We start from the raw sequence: 18,677 nt of genomic DNA, 5'->3' as shown, positions 1-18,677 counted from the left end.
GGTCCGCTTGCGGGAGCGGCGAAGAATAGCATTTTCGCCCCGGCGCCCGAAGCCCGGGCGGGCAGCGGAAACCGCGTTTCCCTTGCGCCGCAGGCGCGGGTGGTCGATGCTCGAGTGAGGAGGCGCGCGGTGCAGGGAGCAGCTTGCGCATCCGGCAGCTTGGGGGACAGGCATGGCGCGAGGCGACAAGGCGGGCCGGCAGGCCGGCGCAGGACGCACGGCGGCGATCATTGCCGCGGTCTACCTGGTATTCGGTTTGCTGTGGATCGGACTGTCCGACTGGGCGCTGCTGCAGATGGTCGACGACGTGGCGATGCTGGCGCTGCTGCAGACCTTCAAGGGCTGGGCCTACGTCGGGGTGACCGCCGCCGGTCTGTTCCTGCTGGTGTACTACCCCCTGCGCGCGCGCGCCCGGGCCTCCCACGAGGCGCGCCGCCTGACCGGCATCATGGAGCGTTCTCCGGTGGTCGCGATCGAGTGGGCCACCACCCCCGGCTGGCCGGTAACCTTCGTGTCGCCGAATATCGGGCGCTGGGGCCTGGATCGGCGCGCGCTGCTGGGGGGCGAGGTGCGCTATGCCGACCTGATCCACCCCGACGACATCGACCGCATCGTGACTGATGTGGCCACGCACATTGATCAGGGCCCCGACCGCTACACCCAGATCTATCGCCTGCGTGGCGGCGAGGGTGGCTGGATCTGGCTGGAGGACCGCACCTGGCTGACCCGCGACGAGGGCGGCCGGGTCACCCGCATCCACGGTCTGCTGCTGGACGTGACCGAGCGCCTGCGCGCCGAACGCGACCTGCGCGACTCCGAGGCGCGTTTTCGCGCGATCTTCGACAACGTGCAGGAGGCCATCCTGCTGCAGGATCTCGACAGCGAACACCTGGTCGGGGCGAACGCGGCGGCCGAGCAGATGTACGGCTATGACCGTTCCGAGCTGCTCGGCTGCAGCGTGGATGAGCTGAGCGCGAACGAGCCGGGTTTCGACCCCGCGCGCCAGAAGGCCCTGATGGAGCGCGCGCGGCGCGGTGAACAGCTGGTGTTCGAGTGGCGGGCGCGCCACCGCGACGGCCATGCCTTCTGGGTGGAGGCCAATCTGCAGGCCACCGAGATCAGCGGCGAGCGCCTGCTCCTGGTCACCCTGCGCAACATCGAGGCGCGCAAGCAGGCGGAGTCGGCACTGGCGCGCCAGCTTGACCGTCTGAGCCAGGCCGAGCGCCATGCCGGGCTGGGCAGCTGGGAGTACCTGCTGGAGGCGCGCGAGATGTGGTGGTCGGACCGTCTCTATGGTCTGCTCGGGTGGGATGCCCATCGCGGCACGCCGACCCTGGAGCGTTTTGCCCGGGATTTCTTCGACCTCGAGGCCGAGGATGGGCCGCGCTTCGCCGCCGCCATGGAGACCCTGATCGCCGGGGGCAACCCCGGGCCGCAACGGCTGCTGCTGAAGGCCCGCTCGGAGGTCCGAGAGGCGGCCTGGTTCAGCTTCACCATGGAGACCCCGGTGGCCCGGCCCGACGGGCTGCACTATGTGCAGGGCACGGTCCTCGAGGTCAGCGAGCTCAAGCGCAACGAGCAGGCACTGCGCGAGCTGAACACCACCCTGGAGCAGCGGGTGAACGAACGCACGGCCGCACTGCAGGCGCTGAACCAGGAACTGGAATCGTTTTCGTACGCGGTGTCCCACGACCTGAAGGCCCCGCTGCGCGGGATCGAGGGCTACAGCCAGTTGCTGGAGTCGGACTATGGGGAGCAGCTGGAGGGCGAGGGCAAGGTATTTATCCACAACATCCGCACCGGCGTGGCCCAGATGCACGAGCTGATTTCGGATCTGCTGGCCTACTCGCGCATGGAGCGGCGCGCGCTGGAGGAGCACGAGATCCGGCTGCGCGCACTGGTGGAGGAGGTGCTGGAATCGATGGCGCCGGACCTGCTCGGCCGGGCCGAGGTCGTGCTGGACATCGACCCCGACCTGCGTCTGGTCAGCGACCCCGACGGCGTGGCGCTGATCCTGCGCAATCTTCTGGAAAACGCCCTCAAGTTCAGCGCGGAGCGGGAGCATCCGCATATAACGGTGCAGGCGGAAACCGGCGGCGCTACACTCGCGATCACGGTACGTGACAACGGGATCGGCTTTGACATGGCGTTTCAGGACCGGATCTTCGACATCTTCCAGCGTCTGAATCGAGCCGAGGTCTATCCCGGGACCGGCGTCGGGCTGGCCCTGGTGCGGCGTGCGGTCAACCGTCTCGGTGGCCGCATCCGCGCCGAGGGCAAGCCGGGCGAGGGCGCGGTGTTCCGGGTGGAGCTGCCACGGTGAGTACCGCCACGCGCCAGCCCGCCATCCTGGTGGTGGAGGACAACCCGGTCGACATCGACCTGATGCGGCGCGCCTTCGAGCGGCGCAAGCTGACCAATCCGCTGGAGGTGGCGCGCGACGGCCTGGAGGCCCTGGAGCTGATCGAATGCTGGGAGCGCGGCGAACGCGCGCCACCGGCGGTGATCCTGCTGGATATCAAGCTGCCCAAGATCGATGGCCTCGAGGTCCTGCGCCGCATCCGCGCGCACGAGCGCTTTCGGCGTATCCCGGTGGTGATGCTGACCTCCTCCAGCGAGGATCGCGACATCGCCACCGCGTACGACTGCGGGGCCAACTCCTACATCGTAAAGCCGGTCGATTTCGCCAAGTTCGTGGATGTTGCCGAGCAGGTGGAGTTGTACTGGTGCCTGCTTAACCAGGCACCGTCCTGAGCCCCCGGCTGCCCGTAAGTGCAATGCAACCCGAACCCATGTGCATACAGGCGATGGTGAGCGGCAGGGCCGCGCGGCGTGGCCGCGATCACGTACACGACTCGGTAGGGGCTCCATGCGCATCCTGCTCGTAGAAGACAACCCGACCGACGCGGATCTGGAGCGCCGCGCCCTGGGGCGTCGGGTCCCGGATGCCCGCGTCGAACACAGTGCCACGCTGGCCGCGGCCCGCGCGGTGTTGGCACAGGCGGAACCCTTTGACTGCCTGGTAGTGGATCTGCGTCTGCCGGACGGGAGCGGCCTCGAGCTGATCGGCGAACAGCGTGCCGCCGGCGGGCAGGAGGCGGTGCTGGTGCTGACCGGTCACGGTGAACAGGAGACAGTCGTCGCCGCATTCCGGGCCGGCGCCGACGATTACCTGACCAAGTCGGACGACTATCTGGAGCGCTTGCCGCAGCGGGTGGTGGATGCCTGTGCCCGGCGCGACCTGGGGGTTAGCGAGGCACGCGAGCCACTGCGGGTGCTGTACGCCGAGCACAACGAGTTCGATGTCGGCCTGACCCGGCGCGAGCTGGCGCGGGCGGCCCCGCATGTGCAGCTCGACGTGGTGCGCACCGCCGAGGAAGCGCTGGCGGCCCTGCCTGCGGACGATCATGCGGATCTCGCGCACGATCTTCTGCTGGTGGACTACCGCCTGCCCGGAATCGACGGCCTGGAACTGGCCCGCATGCTGCGCGAGGAGCGCGGGCTGGACCTGCCCACGATCCTGATTACCGGCCAGGGCACCGAGGACCTGGCCGCCCGCGCCCTGCGCATGGGGGTCGAGGACTACGTCACCAAGGGCGATGGCTATCTGAAGACCCTGCCGATCCTGCTGGACCAGATCCATGCCCGCGCCGTGCTGCGCCGCGAGCGCGCGGCGCTGGCGATTTCCGAGCGCCGCTACCGCGAGGCGATCGCCAGGGCCGGCGACATCGTCTTTGAACTGGATGCCGCTGGCTGCTGGCGGTTTCTCAACCCGGCCTGGACCGCGATTACCGGTTATGCGGTGGAATCCGCAATTGGCGAGGAGATCCTGTCCTTCGTGCCGCTGGAGGATCGGGGTCGTGTTTCGCGCCTGCTGGCGACGGCCGGCGAGGCCAGCGATGGCCAGCTGGCTGGCGAGATCCGCCTGCGCGCGGCGGACGGTTCGCTGTGCTGGCTGGAGCTGCGCGGCCAGGCGAACCCGGATCTGGCGGGTGTAACGGGGGGGATGTCGGGCAGTCTGGTGGACGTGACCCGACGCGTGCTGGATCAGCGCGTGCAGGAGGTGCGGGGCGATGTGCTGGCGCGCCTGGCCACCGGCGAGCGCGATCCGCGGCTGCTGGAGGACGTGGTGCGCGGCCTCGAGTCCCTGGCCCCGGACCTGCATGGATCGATCCGGCTGCTGGATGCCGACCGGCAGCAGCTGCAGGCCGTGGCCGCGCCGCGCATCCCGGACCCGCTGCGCAGTGCCACCCGCAGCCTGCGGGTCGAGCAGGGTATGGGCTGCTGCGGCGAGGCCGCCTGGAGTGACCGTCCGCTGATCGTGGAGAACTGCGCCACGCACCCGAACTGGAAGGGGTTCGCGGACCTGTCCGCGCGCGCCGGTTTCCGCGCCTGCTGGTCGTTCCCGTTCCATGATGCCGACGGCAGCGTGCTGGGTACGCTGAGCGTCCACCTGAAGGAGGCGCGGGGGCCGAATGCCGGCGAGCGCGTGCTGCTGGACGAGTTCACCCAGATCGCCGGACTGGCCGCGCAGAAGCTGCGCACCTCGCAGGCCCTGGGCGAGCGCGAACGCGCCCTGCGAACCGCGGCCGAGCTGACCGTGGAACTGCTGCGCGAGGACAACCCGGCACGCGTGATCCACCGCCTGCTGGCCGAACTGGGGCAGGAGGCGAACGCCGACCGGACCTACGTGCTGGTCGCGGAGCTGGACCATGCCCAGCGCGAGGCCCTGGACATCCACCGCTACTACTGGGTCCGCGCGGATGCGGACCATGCGATTCGGCCACCGCCGCTGCGCAACCTGAGTCTGGAGAGCCTGCTGCCGCGCTGGCACGGGATCCTGCGCGATGGTGGCACGGTGGATGTGCTGGTCCGTGATCTGCCGGAGTCAGAGCGCGAGGTCCTGGAGGCCTCGCAGAGCCAGGCGGTACTGGCCGTTCCCCTGTATGTGGATGGCGAATACCGGGGCTTTCTTGCCCTGGATCGCGTCCAGCGGGCGCAGCGCTGGACCGAGGCCGACCAGAGCCTGTCGCGCATCGTGGCCACCAGCCTTGGCGCGGCACTGGAGCGGCGTCAGGCGCTGCTGGGGCTGCGGCGCATGGCCGCGGTGTTCGAAAGCACGCGCGACGGCATCCTGATTACCGACCTCACCCCCCGGATCGTCGCGGTGAACCCGGCATTCGTCGACATCACAGGATATTCCGAAAGCGAGGCGATCGGACGCAATCCGCGCTTTCTGCAGTCCGGCCGTCACGATGCGGCGTTTTTCGCGAACATGTGGGATGCGCTGCAGCATGACGGGCACTGGCAGGGGGAGGTCTGGAACCGCCGCCGCAACGGCGAGCTGGCACCGCAGTGGCTCAGCCTGAACACGGTCTACGACGAACAGGGTCATGCCCTGCATTACGCTGGTGTACTGACCGACATGTCCGAGCTGCGGCGTTCGGAGGAGGAACTGCAGCACCTGGCGCGGTACGACGCGCTGACGGGCCTGCCCAATCGCAGCCAGCTGCAGGTGATCCTGGAGCAGACGCTGGAGCGGGCCCGGGCCCACGGGCATCGCGTGGCGGTACTCAACCTGGACCTGGACCGCTTCAAGAACGTGAACGACTCCATGGGCCACCCGGTGGGGGATCAGGTGCTGGTCGAGGTGACGCGACGCCTGCGCGCCGCGGTCGGGTCCCCGCATGTGCTGGGCCGTCTGGGGGGCGACGAGTTCCTGATTGTGGTGGAGAACCCGGCGGGCGAGGACGCCGTCGCCGCCTGTGCCGGCGATCTGCTGGCCTGCCTGGAGCAGCCACTGACCCTGGAGGACGGACGCACGGTATACGTGAACGCCAGTATCGGCATCAGCCTCTATCCCGAACACGGCGACAACGTGACGGCCCTGATCCAGCATGCCGATGCCGCGATGTATCAGGCCAAGGCCTCCGGGCGCCAGACCTGGAGTGTCTATACCCAGGCGCTGACCCATGCCGCCGACGAGCGACTAGAGCTGGAGAACCGGCTGCGTCACGCGCTGGAGACCGGCAGCGGTCAGCTGCGGCTGCACTACCAGCCCCAGGTCCACCTGGAGGATGGCAGACCGTTCGGCATGGAGGCGCTGCTGCGCTGGCAGCCGGAGGACGGACCGATGATCCCGCCGGATCGTTTCATCCCGATCGCCGAGGACACGGGGCTGATCGTGGCGCTGGGCGAGTGGGTGCTGCGCGAGGCCTGCGATGCCGCGCTGCGGCTGCAAAAAAACGGGGCCGGGCCGTTCAGCCTCGCGGTCAACCTGTCTCCGGTACAGCTGCAGCGTAGCGACTTCGTGAGCCGGGTCGAGGAGATCCTCGACCTGACCGGCTTTCCCGCCGCGCAACTGGAGCTGGAGATCACCGAGACTGCGATCATGCAGCAGGGCGAGCAGGCGATCGAACGCCTGGCCGGCCTCAAGGCGCTTGGGGTTCGGTTGGCGATCGACGACTTCGGCACCGGCTATTCCTCGCTCGCCGCCCTGCGGACCTATCCGCTGGATGTGCTCAAGATCGATCGCAGCTTTGTCGACGGGGTGGCCAGCGAGAGCGCGGATCGGGAGATCGCGGCGACCATCATCGCCATGGGGCGCAATCTCAACATGCAGGTCATCGCGGAAGGCGTCGAGACAGCGGAACAGGCCACCTTCCTGCTGGAACGCGGCTGCGTGCTGGCGCAGGGGTATCATTTCAGCCAGCCGCTGGAATACGCGGCGCTGGAGGAGTGGGTGCTCGGGCAGCTGCGCCCGCGTGACTGACGCGCCTGGCGCCTCCAGCGCGGGGACCATGGCGTCGCCCCCGGCGCTCGGGTAGCCTTTGCGCAGCCATTCACCACCTGGAGTTGCCCGATGCCCGATCCGGCTCACCCCACCGCGCTGCGTTCCGTCACCTTTCATGGCCTGGAGCCGGGCCCGCGCCTGATCGTGCTGGGGGCGGTGCACGGGAACGAGACCTGCGGTACCCAGGCCGCCGAGCGCCTGCACGAGGAGCTGGAGAGCGGCGCGCGCCGCCTGCTGTGCGGCACACTGACCCTGGTGCCACGCACCAATCCGCTGGCCTACGAGCTCGGCCAGCGCATGGGCGAGCGCAACCTGAACCGCAACCTGCGGGTGACCGAGGATCCGCAGGATTTCGAGGACCGCATCGCCAACGTGCTCTGCCCGCTGCTGGCGGCGCACGACGTGCTGCTGGACCTGCATTCATTCCATACCGGCGGGCAGCCATTCATCATGCTCGGCCCGCGCAATAACGCAGGCCCGCTGGAGGGCTTCGCGCAGGCCCGCGAGGAAGAGGCGCTGGCGGCCTGCCTGGGGCCACGGCGCATGGTCGAGGGCTGGCTGGATACCTATGCCCGGGGCGTGGCGGCGCGAATGAAGAACCCGAACGCCAGCCACCGGGCGCAGATCCTGAGCACCGATCCCAGTTACGGGATCGGAACCACCGAATACATGCGCAGCCAGGGCGGCTACGGCGTGACCCTGGAGTGCGGGCAGCACGACGACCCGCAGGCCCCGGTGGTCGCCTACAACGCGATCATCAACACCCTGGCGCACCTGGGCATGCTGCCGGAGTCGGCCACGCCGGGGCAGGATAACCCGGAGGTACTGCGCCTGGTCGAGGTGATCGACCGGGATCACCCGGAGGATCGGTTTGCCCGCGAATGGAAGAGCTTCGACCCGCTGGAGGCGGGTGACCTGATCGGCGTGCGCGCCGACGGGACCGAGGTGCGGGCACCGGAACCCGGGTTCATCGTGTTTCCCAACCCCAACGCGCTGCCGGGCAACGAGTGGTTCTACCGCGCCGAGTTCAGCGACCGCAAGGTGGTCTGAGCGCCGCCCTGTCGGCAACTGCCCGCTGATGGATCTCGGGATTTCCGGGGGCGCGCTGCTGCGGGGCGCGGTCAGCGACTCGGGGCTACGGCGGTTTCGAGGCCGCGGGCGAGGGCGTCCAGGGTGGTGGTCGCGGACTCCGGCAGGATGGCCTCGATGCGCGGGCGCAGCGGGGTGGCCGGGGCCTCCATCGGTTCCAGGGCGCCGTGGCCGTCCACCCGGTTGAGGCGGTGCCAGCCGCGGTCGGTCTCGACCAGGCCTTTCAGCCGATCGCCGGTGAAATCCGCGACCAGGCCCGCGAGGGCGGCATGGTCGATGAGCTGTCCCGCGGGCAGCAGCCAGCTGCGGCCGATGTAGCCGTCACCGCGGGTGTCGATGGTGACCCACTCGTCGCCTGCATGGGCCGTGTCATCATGCCGTTGGTCGTGGTCGTGGTCGTGGTCGTGGTCGTGGTCGTGGCCCGGGTCTGCCTGCGTGTTCGCGAGGAACGCGCGGGCCTCCGGGAACAGGGCGCCGCCCCGATCCAGTCGCGGGCGGTCCAGCCAGTCGCGTTCGATGCGGCCCTGGGTGGTCTCCACGACCAGGGGGCTGGGCGCGGGCATTGCGGCGACGAAGGCCTGCAGGGCCTCGCGGTCGGCCTCGCTGTAGAGATCAGCCTTGTTGGCCAGCAGCACGTCGGCCAGGGCGATCTGGTCCTGCCAGTTCGGGTGCTCGCGATGCCGGGGCGAGGCCAGGTGGCGGGCGTCCATCAGGGTGACGGTGGCGCGCAGGTCCAGTACGCCGGCGTAGGGCGGCTCGGTCAGGGTGCGGATGATCTGGGCCGGGTGGCCGAGCCCGGTGGGCTCGATCAGGATGCGGTCGGGACGCTGGCTGCGGATCAGCCGGTTCAGGCCGACCGTGAACATCTGCGCGGAGACGCAGCACAGGCAGCCGCCGGGGATCTCCTCCAGCGCGACGCCGGTATCCTCCAGCAGGCCGCCGTCCACCCCGACCTCGCCGAACTCGTTGACCAGCACCGCCCAGTGCTCGCCCTCCGGGCGCTGCGCGAGCAGGTGGCGGATGGCGGTGGTCTTGCCGACGCCCAGAAACCCGGTGATCAGGTTGAGCGGGATGTCCTGGTGCCGCTGCACGCTAGCCGGCTCCGTCGCCGGAGGCCTCCGGGTCGTCTTGGAGCGCTTCCGGGGCGGTCCCTTCGCTTTCGAGGCTGCGGTACATCGCCTCTTCCGCCTCCTGATTCAGCACGATCAGGGTGATCCGCCGGTTGATCGCGGCTTCCGGGTCTTCGCGGTTAAAGGGTACGCTGGCGGCCAGCCCCACGACGCGGGCGATCTGGTCGGGCTCGGTGCCGCCGGCGACCAGTGCGCGGCGGGCGGCGTTGGCGCGATCGGCCGAGAGCTCCCAGTTGGTGTAGTCCGGCCGCAGCAGCGGGCGGGCGTCGGTGTGGCCGGTGATCGAGACGCGGTTGGGGACCTGATTGATCAGGCCGGCCAGCTCGCGCAGGATCGCGTCCGCGTGATCCAGTGGCTGTGCGCTGGCACTGGCGAACATCGGGCGGTTCTCGCGATCGATGATCTGGATGCGCAGGCCCTCGGGCATGATATCCAGCAGCAGCTGGTCCTTGAACGGCTCCAGCGCCTGGCTCTGGTCCAGGGCCTCTTCCAGCGCCTCCTGGAGGGCCTCCAGGGCCTCGCGGTCACGTGCATCGGCGAGGTCGTCCAGGGTGTCGGCATCAATTCCCATCAACGCTTCCGGGTCCACCAGGATCTCGGGCATGCCCTCGAAATCAAGGATGGAGGGATCGACGCCGGTGCCGTCGCCCGGGGTCTGTCCGGGCGCCACCGCGTCGCCCACGAAAGCGGATGGGTTCTGGAAGTACTGGGAGATGCCGGCAAGGTCATCGTCGTCCAGGGCGAGGAGCAGCCACATCACCAGGAAGAAACCCATCATCGCGAGTGTGAAGTCCGCAAATGCGATCTTCCACGCGCCCCCGTGGTGGCCGCCCTGGACCACCTTCTTTTTGACGATGATCGGCTGGGTCTTGTCCTCGACGCCCATGGTGGTGATCCGGGTGCCGTCAGGCCCCCTTCACGTGCTCCTCGAGTTCGGCGAAGGTCGGGCGCAGCGCTCCCTCCATGGTCTTGCGGCCGAACTCCACCGCGACCTGCGGGCTGTAGCCCTGCACGTTGGCCAGGATGCAGGCCTTGATGCACTGCAGGAACTTGGCCTCTTCCTGGGCGCGGGACTCAAGCGCGGTCGAGGTCGGGCCGGCGAAGCCGTAGGCCATCAAAATCCCGAGCAGTGAGCCAACCAGGGCGGCTGCCACGCTGGATCCGATCTCCGAGACAGAACCGTCGAGTCTACCCATGGTCATCACGATCCCGAGCACCGCTGCGATAATCCCGAAGCCGGGCAGGGCCTCGGCGACGCGGTGCACGGCATGGGCGGGCTGGTGTGCCTCTTCGTGGTGGGTCTCGAGGTCCAGGTCCATCAGGGCATCGAGCTCATGCGGGTTCATGCTGCCGGAGATGATCAGGCGCATGTAGTCGGTGATGAACTCCATTGCGTGATGATCCTTGAGGACCCGCTGATGGGCCTGGAAGATCTCGCTGCTCTCCGGCTCGTCGATGTCACTTTCGACCGCCATCAGGCCTTCCTTGCGGGCCTTGGTGAACAGCTTGTACATCAGCGCCAGCAGGTCAAGGTAGTCCTCCGACTTGTACTTGCTGCCCTTGAGCAGGCTGGGGATGGACTTGAAGACGCCCATTACCACGCCTATCGGGTTGGCGATCAGAAACGCCCCGATTGCCGCGCCCCCGATGATCCAGTACTCGTATGGCTGCCACATGACCCCGAGGTCGCCGCCATGAAAGTAGTATCCACCAAAGACCGACGAAAAGACGACGACGATTCCAAGTATGTACTTCACGGACCGCGACCCCACATGGCTGCAGCGGGCATGCCGGGCAGACCATCCGCCCGGCATGCGTTGCTATAGTTGATCGTCTTTACGATAACGGCTCCCCTGCATGAGGTACAGCATGTCCCAGGACGAGGACGCACCCTACAGCGAGCAGGCACGGATCCTGAGTGGGCTGGACTGGCCGATTCTCGAGGCCAGCGCCACCACCTTCGCGGACCCCGATGCCCTGGCGACGCGCCCCCTGCGCGAACTGGCACAGTACGCCGAACGGGACCCCGGGCTGGCCCTGCGTCTGATTCAGCAGGCGAACCGCTCGCGCCGCGGGCTGCGGCAGGAGGTGCATGCGCTCGCGGATGCCATCGGCATGCTGGGTCTGCAGGGTGTGCGGCGCATCGTGCAGGAGGCGCCACGGGTGGCGGATGTCGTCCGCAAGGCCCAGGCGTATCGCGACCTGGCGGCGCAGTCGCGGCTGGCAGCCCTGATCGCGGCCGAGGTCGCCGGCCTGCGGCATGACAGCGAGCCGGGCGAGGTCGCCCTGGCAGCACTCCTGAATCAGTTGGGGTTTCTGGCGCTGCTGATCGGGGACGAACCGCGGGCCGACCGCCTGCTGGCGATGCTGGAACTGAACGCGCTGCCTGACGAGGCCAGCTATGTGGCGCTGGGGTATGCGACGGATGATCTCTCGCGGGCAATGACCGAGCAGATGGAGCTCCCGGAGCTTCTGATCGGCACCCAGCGGGCGGTCAATGCGATGCATCCGCGGGCCCTGGAGGTGATGGCGTCCAGTGCGCTGGCCTGGCAGATCCTGTGCGGTATGGACACGGTGCGGGGGGATCGGGACCTGCAGCTGCTCGCGCGCCTGGCCGGGCAGAACGAGAAGGTGCTCGTGGACCGGCTGGGCGCCGTGATCGAGCGCTTCAACCAGGACGCGACGGTGTATCGGCGCTCGCCGCTGGACCCGGGGATCCCGGGCCGGGTCTGGGTTGGGGCGCCGCGGCATCAGACACCGCTGGGATTGCTGCCGCGGCGGGATATCCTGGATGAAGGGCTGACCGCACTGCGTGCCGAGGGTGACCGGGTGCGCCGGATCCGGCGTATGCTGCGGGTCATGCAGTTCGGACTCGGGCTCAACCGCGTGGTGTTTGCGCGGCTTGCGCGCGATGGCGAGTCGCTGCGGGCGGAGCACCTGGTCGGAACGCTGCACGAACCCGAGTTCAGCCACTTCGTGATCCCGGTAGCCGCCCTGGGCAGGCTGGCCGGTGCGCTGGAGAATGGCCGGCCGCAGTGGTGGGGCCGCGATGTCCCGCTCGCGGATCTGCCCGCCGACGTGCGCCAGCTCACCGGCGGCGTGTCCGGCTTTGTGGGCCGTCTGTGCGACGGCGAGCAGGTGCTGGGCATGGTCTATGCAGATCGCCGCACGCGCGACCTCGAGCTGACTCCGGCCGCCTTCGAGGGTTTCTGTCAGGTGCTGGAGGCGGCCTCGCGACCGAAGGTCGGCTGACTCGCGCGCGGGTTCGATACGGATCTCAAGTCTCCGGCGGGGCGGCCGATACATGTACAAGTTCGTATATAAGGCACGGCAGTCCGCGCGATTGCCGTAAGTGCCAGGGCGAAGACGCGACGATTCGTCGGGGTCGGCTCCCGCGACACCAGCAAAAGGAAGTACCACATGCGCAAGAACCTTCCCGTCACCCAGACGGAGTATTCGATCGACCGGCATGGCGACCTGATCTCGTCCACCGACGAAAAGGGCCGAATCCTGCATGCCAATGCGGATTTCGTGGAGGTCAGCGGCTTCGACTGGGGCGAACTGAAGGGTTCCGCCCACAACATCGTGCGCCACCCGGACATGCCGGCGGCCGCCTACGCCAACATGTGGGAGACCCTGAAGGCCGACCAGCCGTGGATGGGGATCGTCAAGAACCGGCGCAAGAACGGCGACCACTACTGGGTGGATGCCTTTGTCACCCCCGCCTACGACGAAGGCCGCAAGACCGGTTACGAGTCGGTCCGGGCGATACCGGAGCGCGAGCATGTGGCGCGTGCCGAGAAGGTCTACGCCGCGATCCAGAAGGGCCGGACTTTTGCCCGGCGCTGGTACCACGGCCTGACCTGCCGCCTTGCCGGCACCTGGATCGTGGGCCTGCTGCTCGCGCTGGCGGCGGTGAACCTGGTGGCTTCACCGCTGGTCCTGGCGGGGCTGCTGGTGCTGATCTTTGCCGCCGGGGGGGCGGCATCTCTGGTATTCACATCGGGTATCCGGCAGGCCGTGGATCGAGCCCGCGCGGTATTCGACAACCCGGTGATGGAGGCGATCTACACCGGGCGCCGCGATGACAGTGCCTCGCTGGAGCTGATCCAGCGCTTCAACGAGGCGACCCTGCGCACGGTGCTCGGGCGGATCGAGGACAAGGCCGAGGTGGTCAGTGCCGATGCCGAGGCGATGGCCAGCAGCGTCGAGCAGACCGCGGCAGGCGTCGAGCGTCAGCAAAACGAGATCGACCAGGTCGCCACGGCCATGAACGAGATGACCTCGACCATCCAGGAGATGGCGAGCAATTCCGCGCATGCGGCCGAGGCCGCCAATCATGCCGTGCAGGAGACCGGCGCCGGCCACGAGGTGGTCAATGGCACCGTGGCCGTGATCAACCGCATGGCGGCCGAGGTGGAGGCGACGGCCGAGAAGCTGGGCAAGCTCGAGGCCAGCACCGAAGAGATCGACAAGATCCTGAGCGTGATCCGCGAGATCGCCGAGCAGACCAACCTGCTGGCGCTGAACGCCGCGATCGAGGCCGCCCGTGCGGGCGAGCATGGTCGCGGATTCGCAGTGGTGGCGGACGAGGTGCGCTCGCTTTCGCAACGCACCGACGAATCCACCGTGACCATCCGCAGCATGATCGAAAGCCTGCAAAGCGGTGCCCGCGAGGCGATGACGGCCATGCGCAGCAGCCAGGAACAGGCCGCGGACGGCGTGGAAAAGGCGCGTGCCGCCGGGGATTCCCTCAGTACCATCCGCGAGGCGGTCGCCCAGATCACCGAGATGAACACCCAGATCGCCACGGCGGTCGAGGAACAAAGCGCGGTCTCCGAGGAGATCAACCGCAATGTGACCTCCATCCGCGATGTGGCCAGCGAGACCGGATCGGTTTCGGCCCATGCGCGCGACGCCAGCGCACGGATGCAGGCCGAGGCCGCCGAGCTGAAAGCGCTGATTCAGCGGTTTGAACAAAAGGCTGGCTAGAATTTTACTTTTCAGGGTTGCGCTATTGAATATGCGCAACTACAATCGCGCCTATCTTTAGTAGCAGAGGTCTGTCAATGGACTGTTGTCGATGGATGCATGAACGTCGGGCCGGCGGCCGGTACGAGCGTGCATATCGTTGCCAGCGGGGTCCCGCCACCCGGTAAAGCGGTGGTGCCCCCCGGTGTCAGCGATATGCGTGACTCCGGGGGGTGACAGAGCGCTTCCCCCTGCGCCCCTCACGGGCGCCTCCCCAGCCCCTCATCCCGCACTGTGCCCGCCCTTGTGCGTAGCGCGCTGCCCCATGCCGTTCGACGATGTCCGCCTCTGCCCGGATTCCGGGCCGATGCGCGCGTTGTCGTGCGCGTAACGGATTGGACTGTACCCATGAATAACCAGCAGGAGGCCGCCATGCCAGCGCCTGAAGACGACGACCCCGGGTCTAGCCCGGAAATTCACTGCGGGGCAGTGAGAAAAGTAAAAGTGTGTTCGTCTCGCTGATGGGGGTTTTGTAAAAGACCGCCACCAGCGGTCACGGGATTCTTTTGTCTTTTGTAATGCCCCGCGTGCGTTTTTTATTTTTTGAGCACAAGGAGCATTGCAATGAACGACAAGATCCTGGAAATGATTCATGCCGGCGACGTGGGTGCTGCCCGCGACGAGATGATCCACCCGGTGCCGGCCATCACCGCCAACCGCCTGTCCGAGCTGGACCCGCGTTCGCGCTGGGTGATCCTCGAGGGCGTGGATCGCAACGAGCGTCGCGCTATCTTCCTGGCGATGGATGACGAAGAGCAGGCGATCCTGTTCGAGCACATGCCCGAGCCGGAGGCACGCGAGCTGGTCCAGGGCCTGCCGGCCTACACCCTGGCGCGCGCTCTGACCCTGGTGGGCAAGCCGCTCGCGGCCGATCTGCTGAGTGCTCTGCCGGGCGCCAAGCGCGACAAGGTGCGTGCGCTGTGGCGACAGGACGAGGACACCGTGGCCCGGGTGATGCGCCGACCGGTGTTCTGGGTGACCCCGGAAGAGACCGTTGGCGAGGTCACCGCTCGCCTGCGCGGGGATCGCAACATGCCGGATGATGTCGGGGCGGCGCTGCTGATTACCGATCGCGACCATCACTACAAGGGACTGGTGCGCCTGGGCCGCATGTTCCGCGCGGAGCCCGACCAGGCGGTCGGCGAGCTGATCGAGCTGGAGGACTTCTGCACCACGCCCGACGGTGACAAGGTGGAGGCGGCCCGGCTGCTGCAGCGCACGGACCTGCCGTACCTGCCGGTGGTGGATGCCGATGGCGTGCTGGTGGGTGTGCTGCGCATTGACGATGCAATGGATGTTCTCGAAGAAGACACCTCGGAGGATTTCTACAAGAAGGCGGGGATCGGCGATCTGCTGCATCACAAGGATGTCGTTCGCTCCGAAAAGCTGACCTCCGGCGGGATTGGCTATGCGGTCAAGGTGCGCATGGCCTTCCTGATGGTGACGCTGGCCGGCGGCTTGGCCGTAGGTGGTGTGATCGACTTCTTCGAGGACACCCTGGCGGCGGTGGTCGCGCTGGCCATCTTCATCCCGCTGGTGATGGACATGGGCGGCAACGTCGGCACGCAGTCGACCACGATCTTTGCCCGCGGGCTTGCCCTGGGACATATCAACCTGAGCCGCTTCTTCCGCGGCCACATGGTGCGCGAGGCCGGTGTGGGTCTGGCCATGGGGGTTATCATGGCCGTGCTGGCCGGGACGATTGCCTACTTCTGGCAGGGTGCGCCGAATGACATCCCGCAGCTGGGCGTCGTGGTCGGTGTTGCGCTGTTCTTCTCCGTCTTCACGGCCTCCCTCCTTGGTTTCCTGCTGCCGTGGTTGTTGCTGAAGATCGGCGTGGATCACGCGCCCGGTGCCGACCCGTTCATCACCACCATCAAGGATTTCACCGGCCTGGCCGTGTACTTCGGGATGGCCGCCTGGCTGCTGAGCGCGCACATGCCGACGGCGGGTTGAACGGAAAATCTTGATCGTGTTGTCGGGGGCGGCCCCGGCAACACCGCTGTAAACCAATCTTGATAGAAAAGGAACTGACATGACTGATCGCAAATTCCCGCGCAGCCTCCTGGCCACCGCCGTGGCGGGTGTGTTCGCCCTTGGCTTCCCGGCGGCTCAGGCGGCCGAGGCCGATTTCCACATCGGTTTGTTCACCGATTACATCGACAATGGGGAATCCAAGTCCGACAACGACCCGGTGTTGCAGGGCGGCTTCGAGTTCGACCTTGAGAGTGGCGTGTTTACCGGTGTGGAGGCCTCCACGCTGGGGAGCGGAAACGGCATCGAGGTGGTCCCGTTCATCGGCTATGCCTTCGACGCCGGGCCGGTCGGGATGGAATTCGGGTACGAGTACTTCCACTTCTCCCGCCTGGATGATGCAGACGAGGGCGAGATCTTCATCGGGGCCGAGTGGGGTCCGGTCTTCGCCGAAGTCAGCTATGTGCTGCACGCCGACGATCGCGATGCCGAAGGCAGCCGCGTGTGGTTCCTGGGCGCCGAGTATGAAGTTGCCCCGCGTACCGAGCTCTTTGGCGGAGTGGGCTATGACGATCCGGCCGACGACGACAGCGCGACCTTCTGGGAACTGGGTGCAGCGTATGCGTTTGATTTCGGTACGCTCTCCCTGACCTACGCATCGCGCGATGAGAGTGATGCGCAGGACCTCCTGGTTGCCGGATATACGCTGAACTTCTGAGACGTCGTCCAACCGGACGGCAAGGAAACCGGGTTTCCTTGACCTGCGGGCCGTCTCCCGGAACTCAGCGCCGGGGCACGGCCCGTTTCTTTTTCCGGGCCTGAATCTGAACAGGCCCTGTGCTCGCCAACGCCGATTCCATAACCTGCAGTCAGGTCGCATCAGGTTCCCGGCTGCCCGATCATGGGTCGGTTGGGCGCCAGCCGTTTGCGTGGGTGATCGGCCTGTTGTCGGGTGCGCCGGGCAACCACTTTCGATGCTTGAAAGGGCACGAACCGAGTCTCAACCGTTGAGCAGGTGCCGTGATGGAAATGATCAATCTGGTGGCAGGCGTCCTGCTGATCCTGTTTGGCCTGCGCTTTCTGCGAAAAGGCTTTGCAAGGGTGATGGGGGGCGACCTGATCGACTGGCTGCAGGGCTTTACCCGCACCCGTCCCCGCGCATGGGTCGGTGGTGTCGCTGGTGGGGTGGTGATGCCGTCGTCCACAGCTGCAGCGCTGCTCTCGGTGCAGATGACCCGCCGCGGAAATGTCGCCTGGGAGAATGTCCTGGCGGTCCTGCTGGGGGCGCAACTGGGCACGACGGCCCTGATTCAGGTGCTGTCCTTCGATCTGCAGGCGTTTTCCGGGCTGTTCATTGCCCTGGGTGCGGTCCTGTTCCTGTATGTCGAGGCGCCGCGGCCGCGAGGTGTCGGGCAGGCGCTGCTGGCCTTCGGTTTCATGCTGCTGGGGATGGGGCTGCTGGGGGATGCCGCGCGCGCGCTCGGCAGTGATCCTGCCGTTGTGAATCTGTTTGCCGCGCTGGGGCAGCTGCCGCTGCTGTTTCTGATTGGCGCCGCGCTGCTGACACTGATGATGCAGAGTGCCACGGCGTCGATCGCGCTCGCGCTCGCCCTGGTTGCCAGCGGCCAGGTGGATCTGACCATGCTGTTGTTGTGGGTGCTGGGCGCGAATATCGGCCTGGTGCTGACGGTGCTGGTCGCCGGCTGGAACGATCGTCAGGGACGCAGGCTCGGTCTGGCGGGTTTGCTGGTTAAGGGCCCGCTGGCGGTGGTCCTGACCGCCGTGTTGCTGCACGTGCCACTGACATCGCTGGAAATGCTGCCCGGTACACTGCCGCAGCAGGCGGCCTGGGGGCATACGCTGTTCAACCTGGTTGCCTGCGCGGCGATCCTGTTCGCCGCCGTTCTGGGGCGCTGGGTTCGTATCCTGGTCCCCGAGCCGGCGATGACCGAGCCTTCCGGACCCACAAGCCTCGATCCGCTGCTCCTGCAGAATCCGGTGCTGGCGCTCAACGCCGTGCTGCGGGAGACATTGAAGATGTTTGACCAACTGCACCTGATTCGCGAACGGGCCATGCTCGCCCTTGCCGAGGGGCAGTTCCCTGCCGGGCTGAAGACGGAGATGGATCACCGGCGCTGGCAGATCCTGGAGGTTCGTGACGAACTGGTGGAGTTTCTGGACGGGATTCCGGACGACGCGCTGGACACAAACGATCAGATCCTGAAGGAGACCCTAGACGACTTTATGCGCGAACTGCCGGTCATCGTGCGCACGCTGGGAACGAACCTGCACGAGGATGTCGAGCGGCTGTTGCAGGCGCATCCCGATGCGCTAGCGGCCGCACGCCCGGTGTTGTCCGAGGCCGCGACGCGACTCTCGCAGCAGATGAATACAGTCGCCCGGATGCTGATGCGCGAACGCCCCGAGTTGGGGCGAAAGATCCTGGAACGCAAGCAGGAGAACAGTAGCTGGCTGATCCATGCGAAGCGCACGCAGATCGGTCTGCCGTACCCGGTCTGGGAGATCCTCGACGATTTCCAGCAACTCAATCGCCGTCTGAGCGGCGTGGCATATGTCTACTGCCGTAACGAACCGGAGGTCGAGGCGCTGGACACGTAAGCATGCTTGTTACCGAGCTGATGCGATTCAGGCACCGAGGC

Annotated in this window: 12 protein-coding genes; 9 read left to right on the top strand and 3 right to left on the bottom strand. The window is 67.1% G+C overall.

Translation table 11 applies throughout. The features are described from left to right. Nucleotides 1–295: 295 nt before the first annotated feature. The 4 genes from D000_RS0103060 (at nucleotide 296) to D000_RS0103045 (ending at nucleotide 7,843) form a co-directional block, all read left to right on the top strand. Entirely contained in the window at nucleotides 296–2,323 is a 2,028-nt protein-coding gene (locus D000_RS0103060; RefSeq protein ID WP_051074937.1) for a PAS domain S-box protein, read from the top strand. Beyond that, nucleotides 2,320–2,754 carry a response regulator gene (locus D000_RS0103055; protein WP_018872085.1) on the top strand — a complete coding sequence of 145 codons (435 nt, stop codon included), beginning with the start codon at nucleotides 2,320–2,322 and terminating at the stop codon, nucleotides 2,752–2,754. The genes D000_RS0103060 and D000_RS0103055 overlap by 4 nt, the downstream gene beginning before the upstream one ends. A gap of 115 nt (nucleotides 2,755–2,869) precedes the next feature. Continuing rightward, nucleotides 2,870–6,772, top strand: coding sequence for an EAL domain-containing protein (locus D000_RS0103050; protein ID WP_018872084.1), 3,903 nt, complete (start codon nucleotides 2,870–2,872; stop codon nucleotides 6,770–6,772). A gap of 90 nt (nucleotides 6,773–6,862) precedes the next feature. Further along, nucleotides 6,863–7,843: a M14 family metallopeptidase gene (locus D000_RS0103045; RefSeq protein ID WP_018872083.1), complete on the top strand. Its 981-nt coding sequence runs from the start codon at nucleotides 6,863–6,865 to the stop codon at nucleotides 7,841–7,843. 71 nt (nucleotides 7,844–7,914) lie between these two features. Here D000_RS0103045 and D000_RS0103040 read toward each other — a convergent pair whose 3' ends face one another. From D000_RS0103040 to motA, 3 genes are read right to left on the bottom strand one after another with little or no spacing between them, the layout of a single operon-like run. After that, on the bottom strand, nucleotides 7,915–8,973 hold the full coding sequence (locus D000_RS0103040) for a GTP-binding protein (RefSeq protein ID WP_018872082.1): 1,059 nt from the start codon (nucleotides 8,971–8,973) through the stop codon (nucleotides 7,915–7,917). Between the two features lies 1 nt (nucleotide 8,974). Further along, entirely contained in the window at nucleotides 8,975–9,898 is a 924-nt protein-coding gene (motB, locus tag D000_RS0103035) for a flagellar motor protein MotB (RefSeq protein WP_018872081.1), read from the bottom strand. A gap of 19 nt (nucleotides 9,899–9,917) precedes the next feature. Then, nucleotides 9,918–10,769, bottom strand: a complete 852-nt coding sequence (motA, locus tag D000_RS0103030; protein WP_026279729.1) for a flagellar motor stator protein MotA — start codon at nucleotides 10,767–10,769, stop codon at nucleotides 9,918–9,920. A 112-nt stretch (nucleotides 10,770–10,881) separates the two neighbouring features. Here motA and D000_RS0103025 point away from each other — a divergent pair, with 112 nt between their 5' ends. The 5 genes from D000_RS0103025 to D000_RS0103005 all read left to right on the top strand — a co-directional run bounded on the left by D000_RS0103025 (nucleotide 10,882) and on the right by D000_RS0103005 (nucleotide 18,636). Continuing rightward, on the top strand, nucleotides 10,882–12,264 hold the full coding sequence (locus tag D000_RS0103025) for an HDOD domain-containing protein (RefSeq protein ID WP_018872079.1): 1,383 nt from the start codon (nucleotides 10,882–10,884) through the stop codon (nucleotides 12,262–12,264). 168 nt (nucleotides 12,265–12,432) lie between these two features. Further along, nucleotides 12,433–14,004, top strand: coding sequence for a PAS domain-containing methyl-accepting chemotaxis protein (locus D000_RS0103020; RefSeq protein ID WP_018872078.1), 1,572 nt, complete (start codon nucleotides 12,433–12,435; stop codon nucleotides 14,002–14,004). A 603-nt stretch (nucleotides 14,005–14,607) separates the two neighbouring features. Next, nucleotides 14,608–15,999, top strand: coding sequence for a magnesium transporter (gene mgtE / locus D000_RS0103015; protein ID WP_018872077.1), 1,392 nt, complete (start codon nucleotides 14,608–14,610; stop codon nucleotides 15,997–15,999). Between the two features lie 79 nt (nucleotides 16,000–16,078). Then, a complete protein-coding gene (locus D000_RS0103010; RefSeq protein ID WP_018872076.1) occupies nucleotides 16,079–16,735 on the top strand; it encodes a TorF family putative porin in 657 nt (218 codons plus the stop codon). Nucleotides 16,736–17,040: 305 nt separating this feature from the next. Next, nucleotides 17,041–18,636, top strand: a complete 1,596-nt coding sequence (locus tag D000_RS0103005; RefSeq protein WP_018872075.1) for a Na/Pi cotransporter family protein — start codon at nucleotides 17,041–17,043, stop codon at nucleotides 18,634–18,636. Nucleotides 18,637–18,677 lie beyond the last annotated feature (41 nt).

This window comes from Thioalkalivibrio sp. ALJ16, assembly GCF_000377345.1.
GTDB lineage: Bacteria > Pseudomonadota > Gammaproteobacteria > Ectothiorhodospirales > Ectothiorhodospiraceae > Thioalkalivibrio.
This window is presented reverse-complemented; position numbering and strand designations above follow the sequence as displayed.

What these genes read in the sequence shown, in the direction of transcription:
- D000_RS0103020 (WP_018872078.1), top strand. Translation starts at nt 12,433, where the DNA reads ATGCGCAAGAACCTTCCCGTCACCCAGACGGAGTATTCGATCGACCGG.
- D000_RS0103025 (WP_018872079.1), top strand. Translation starts at nt 10,882, where the DNA reads ATGTCCCAGGACGAGGACGCACCCTACAGCGAGCAGGCACGGATCCTG.
- D000_RS0103050 (WP_018872084.1), top strand. Translation starts at nt 2,870, where the DNA reads ATGCGCATCCTGCTCGTAGAAGACAACCCGACCGACGCGGATCTGGAG.
- motB (WP_018872081.1), bottom strand. Translation starts at nt 9,898, where the DNA reads ATGGGCGTCGAGGACAAGACCCAGCCGATCATCGTCAAAAAGAAGGTG.
- D000_RS0103060 (WP_051074937.1), top strand. Translation starts at nt 296, where the DNA reads ATGGTCGACGACGTGGCGATGCTGGCGCTGCTGCAGACCTTCAAGGGC.
- mgtE (WP_018872077.1), top strand. Translation starts at nt 14,608, where the DNA reads ATGAACGACAAGATCCTGGAAATGATTCATGCCGGCGACGTGGGTGCT.
- D000_RS0103010 (WP_018872076.1), top strand. Translation starts at nt 16,079, where the DNA reads ATGACTGATCGCAAATTCCCGCGCAGCCTCCTGGCCACCGCCGTGGCG.
- D000_RS0103005 (WP_018872075.1), top strand. Translation starts at nt 17,041, where the DNA reads ATGGAAATGATCAATCTGGTGGCAGGCGTCCTGCTGATCCTGTTTGGC.
- D000_RS0103045 (WP_018872083.1), top strand. Translation starts at nt 6,863, where the DNA reads ATGCCCGATCCGGCTCACCCCACCGCGCTGCGTTCCGTCACCTTTCAT.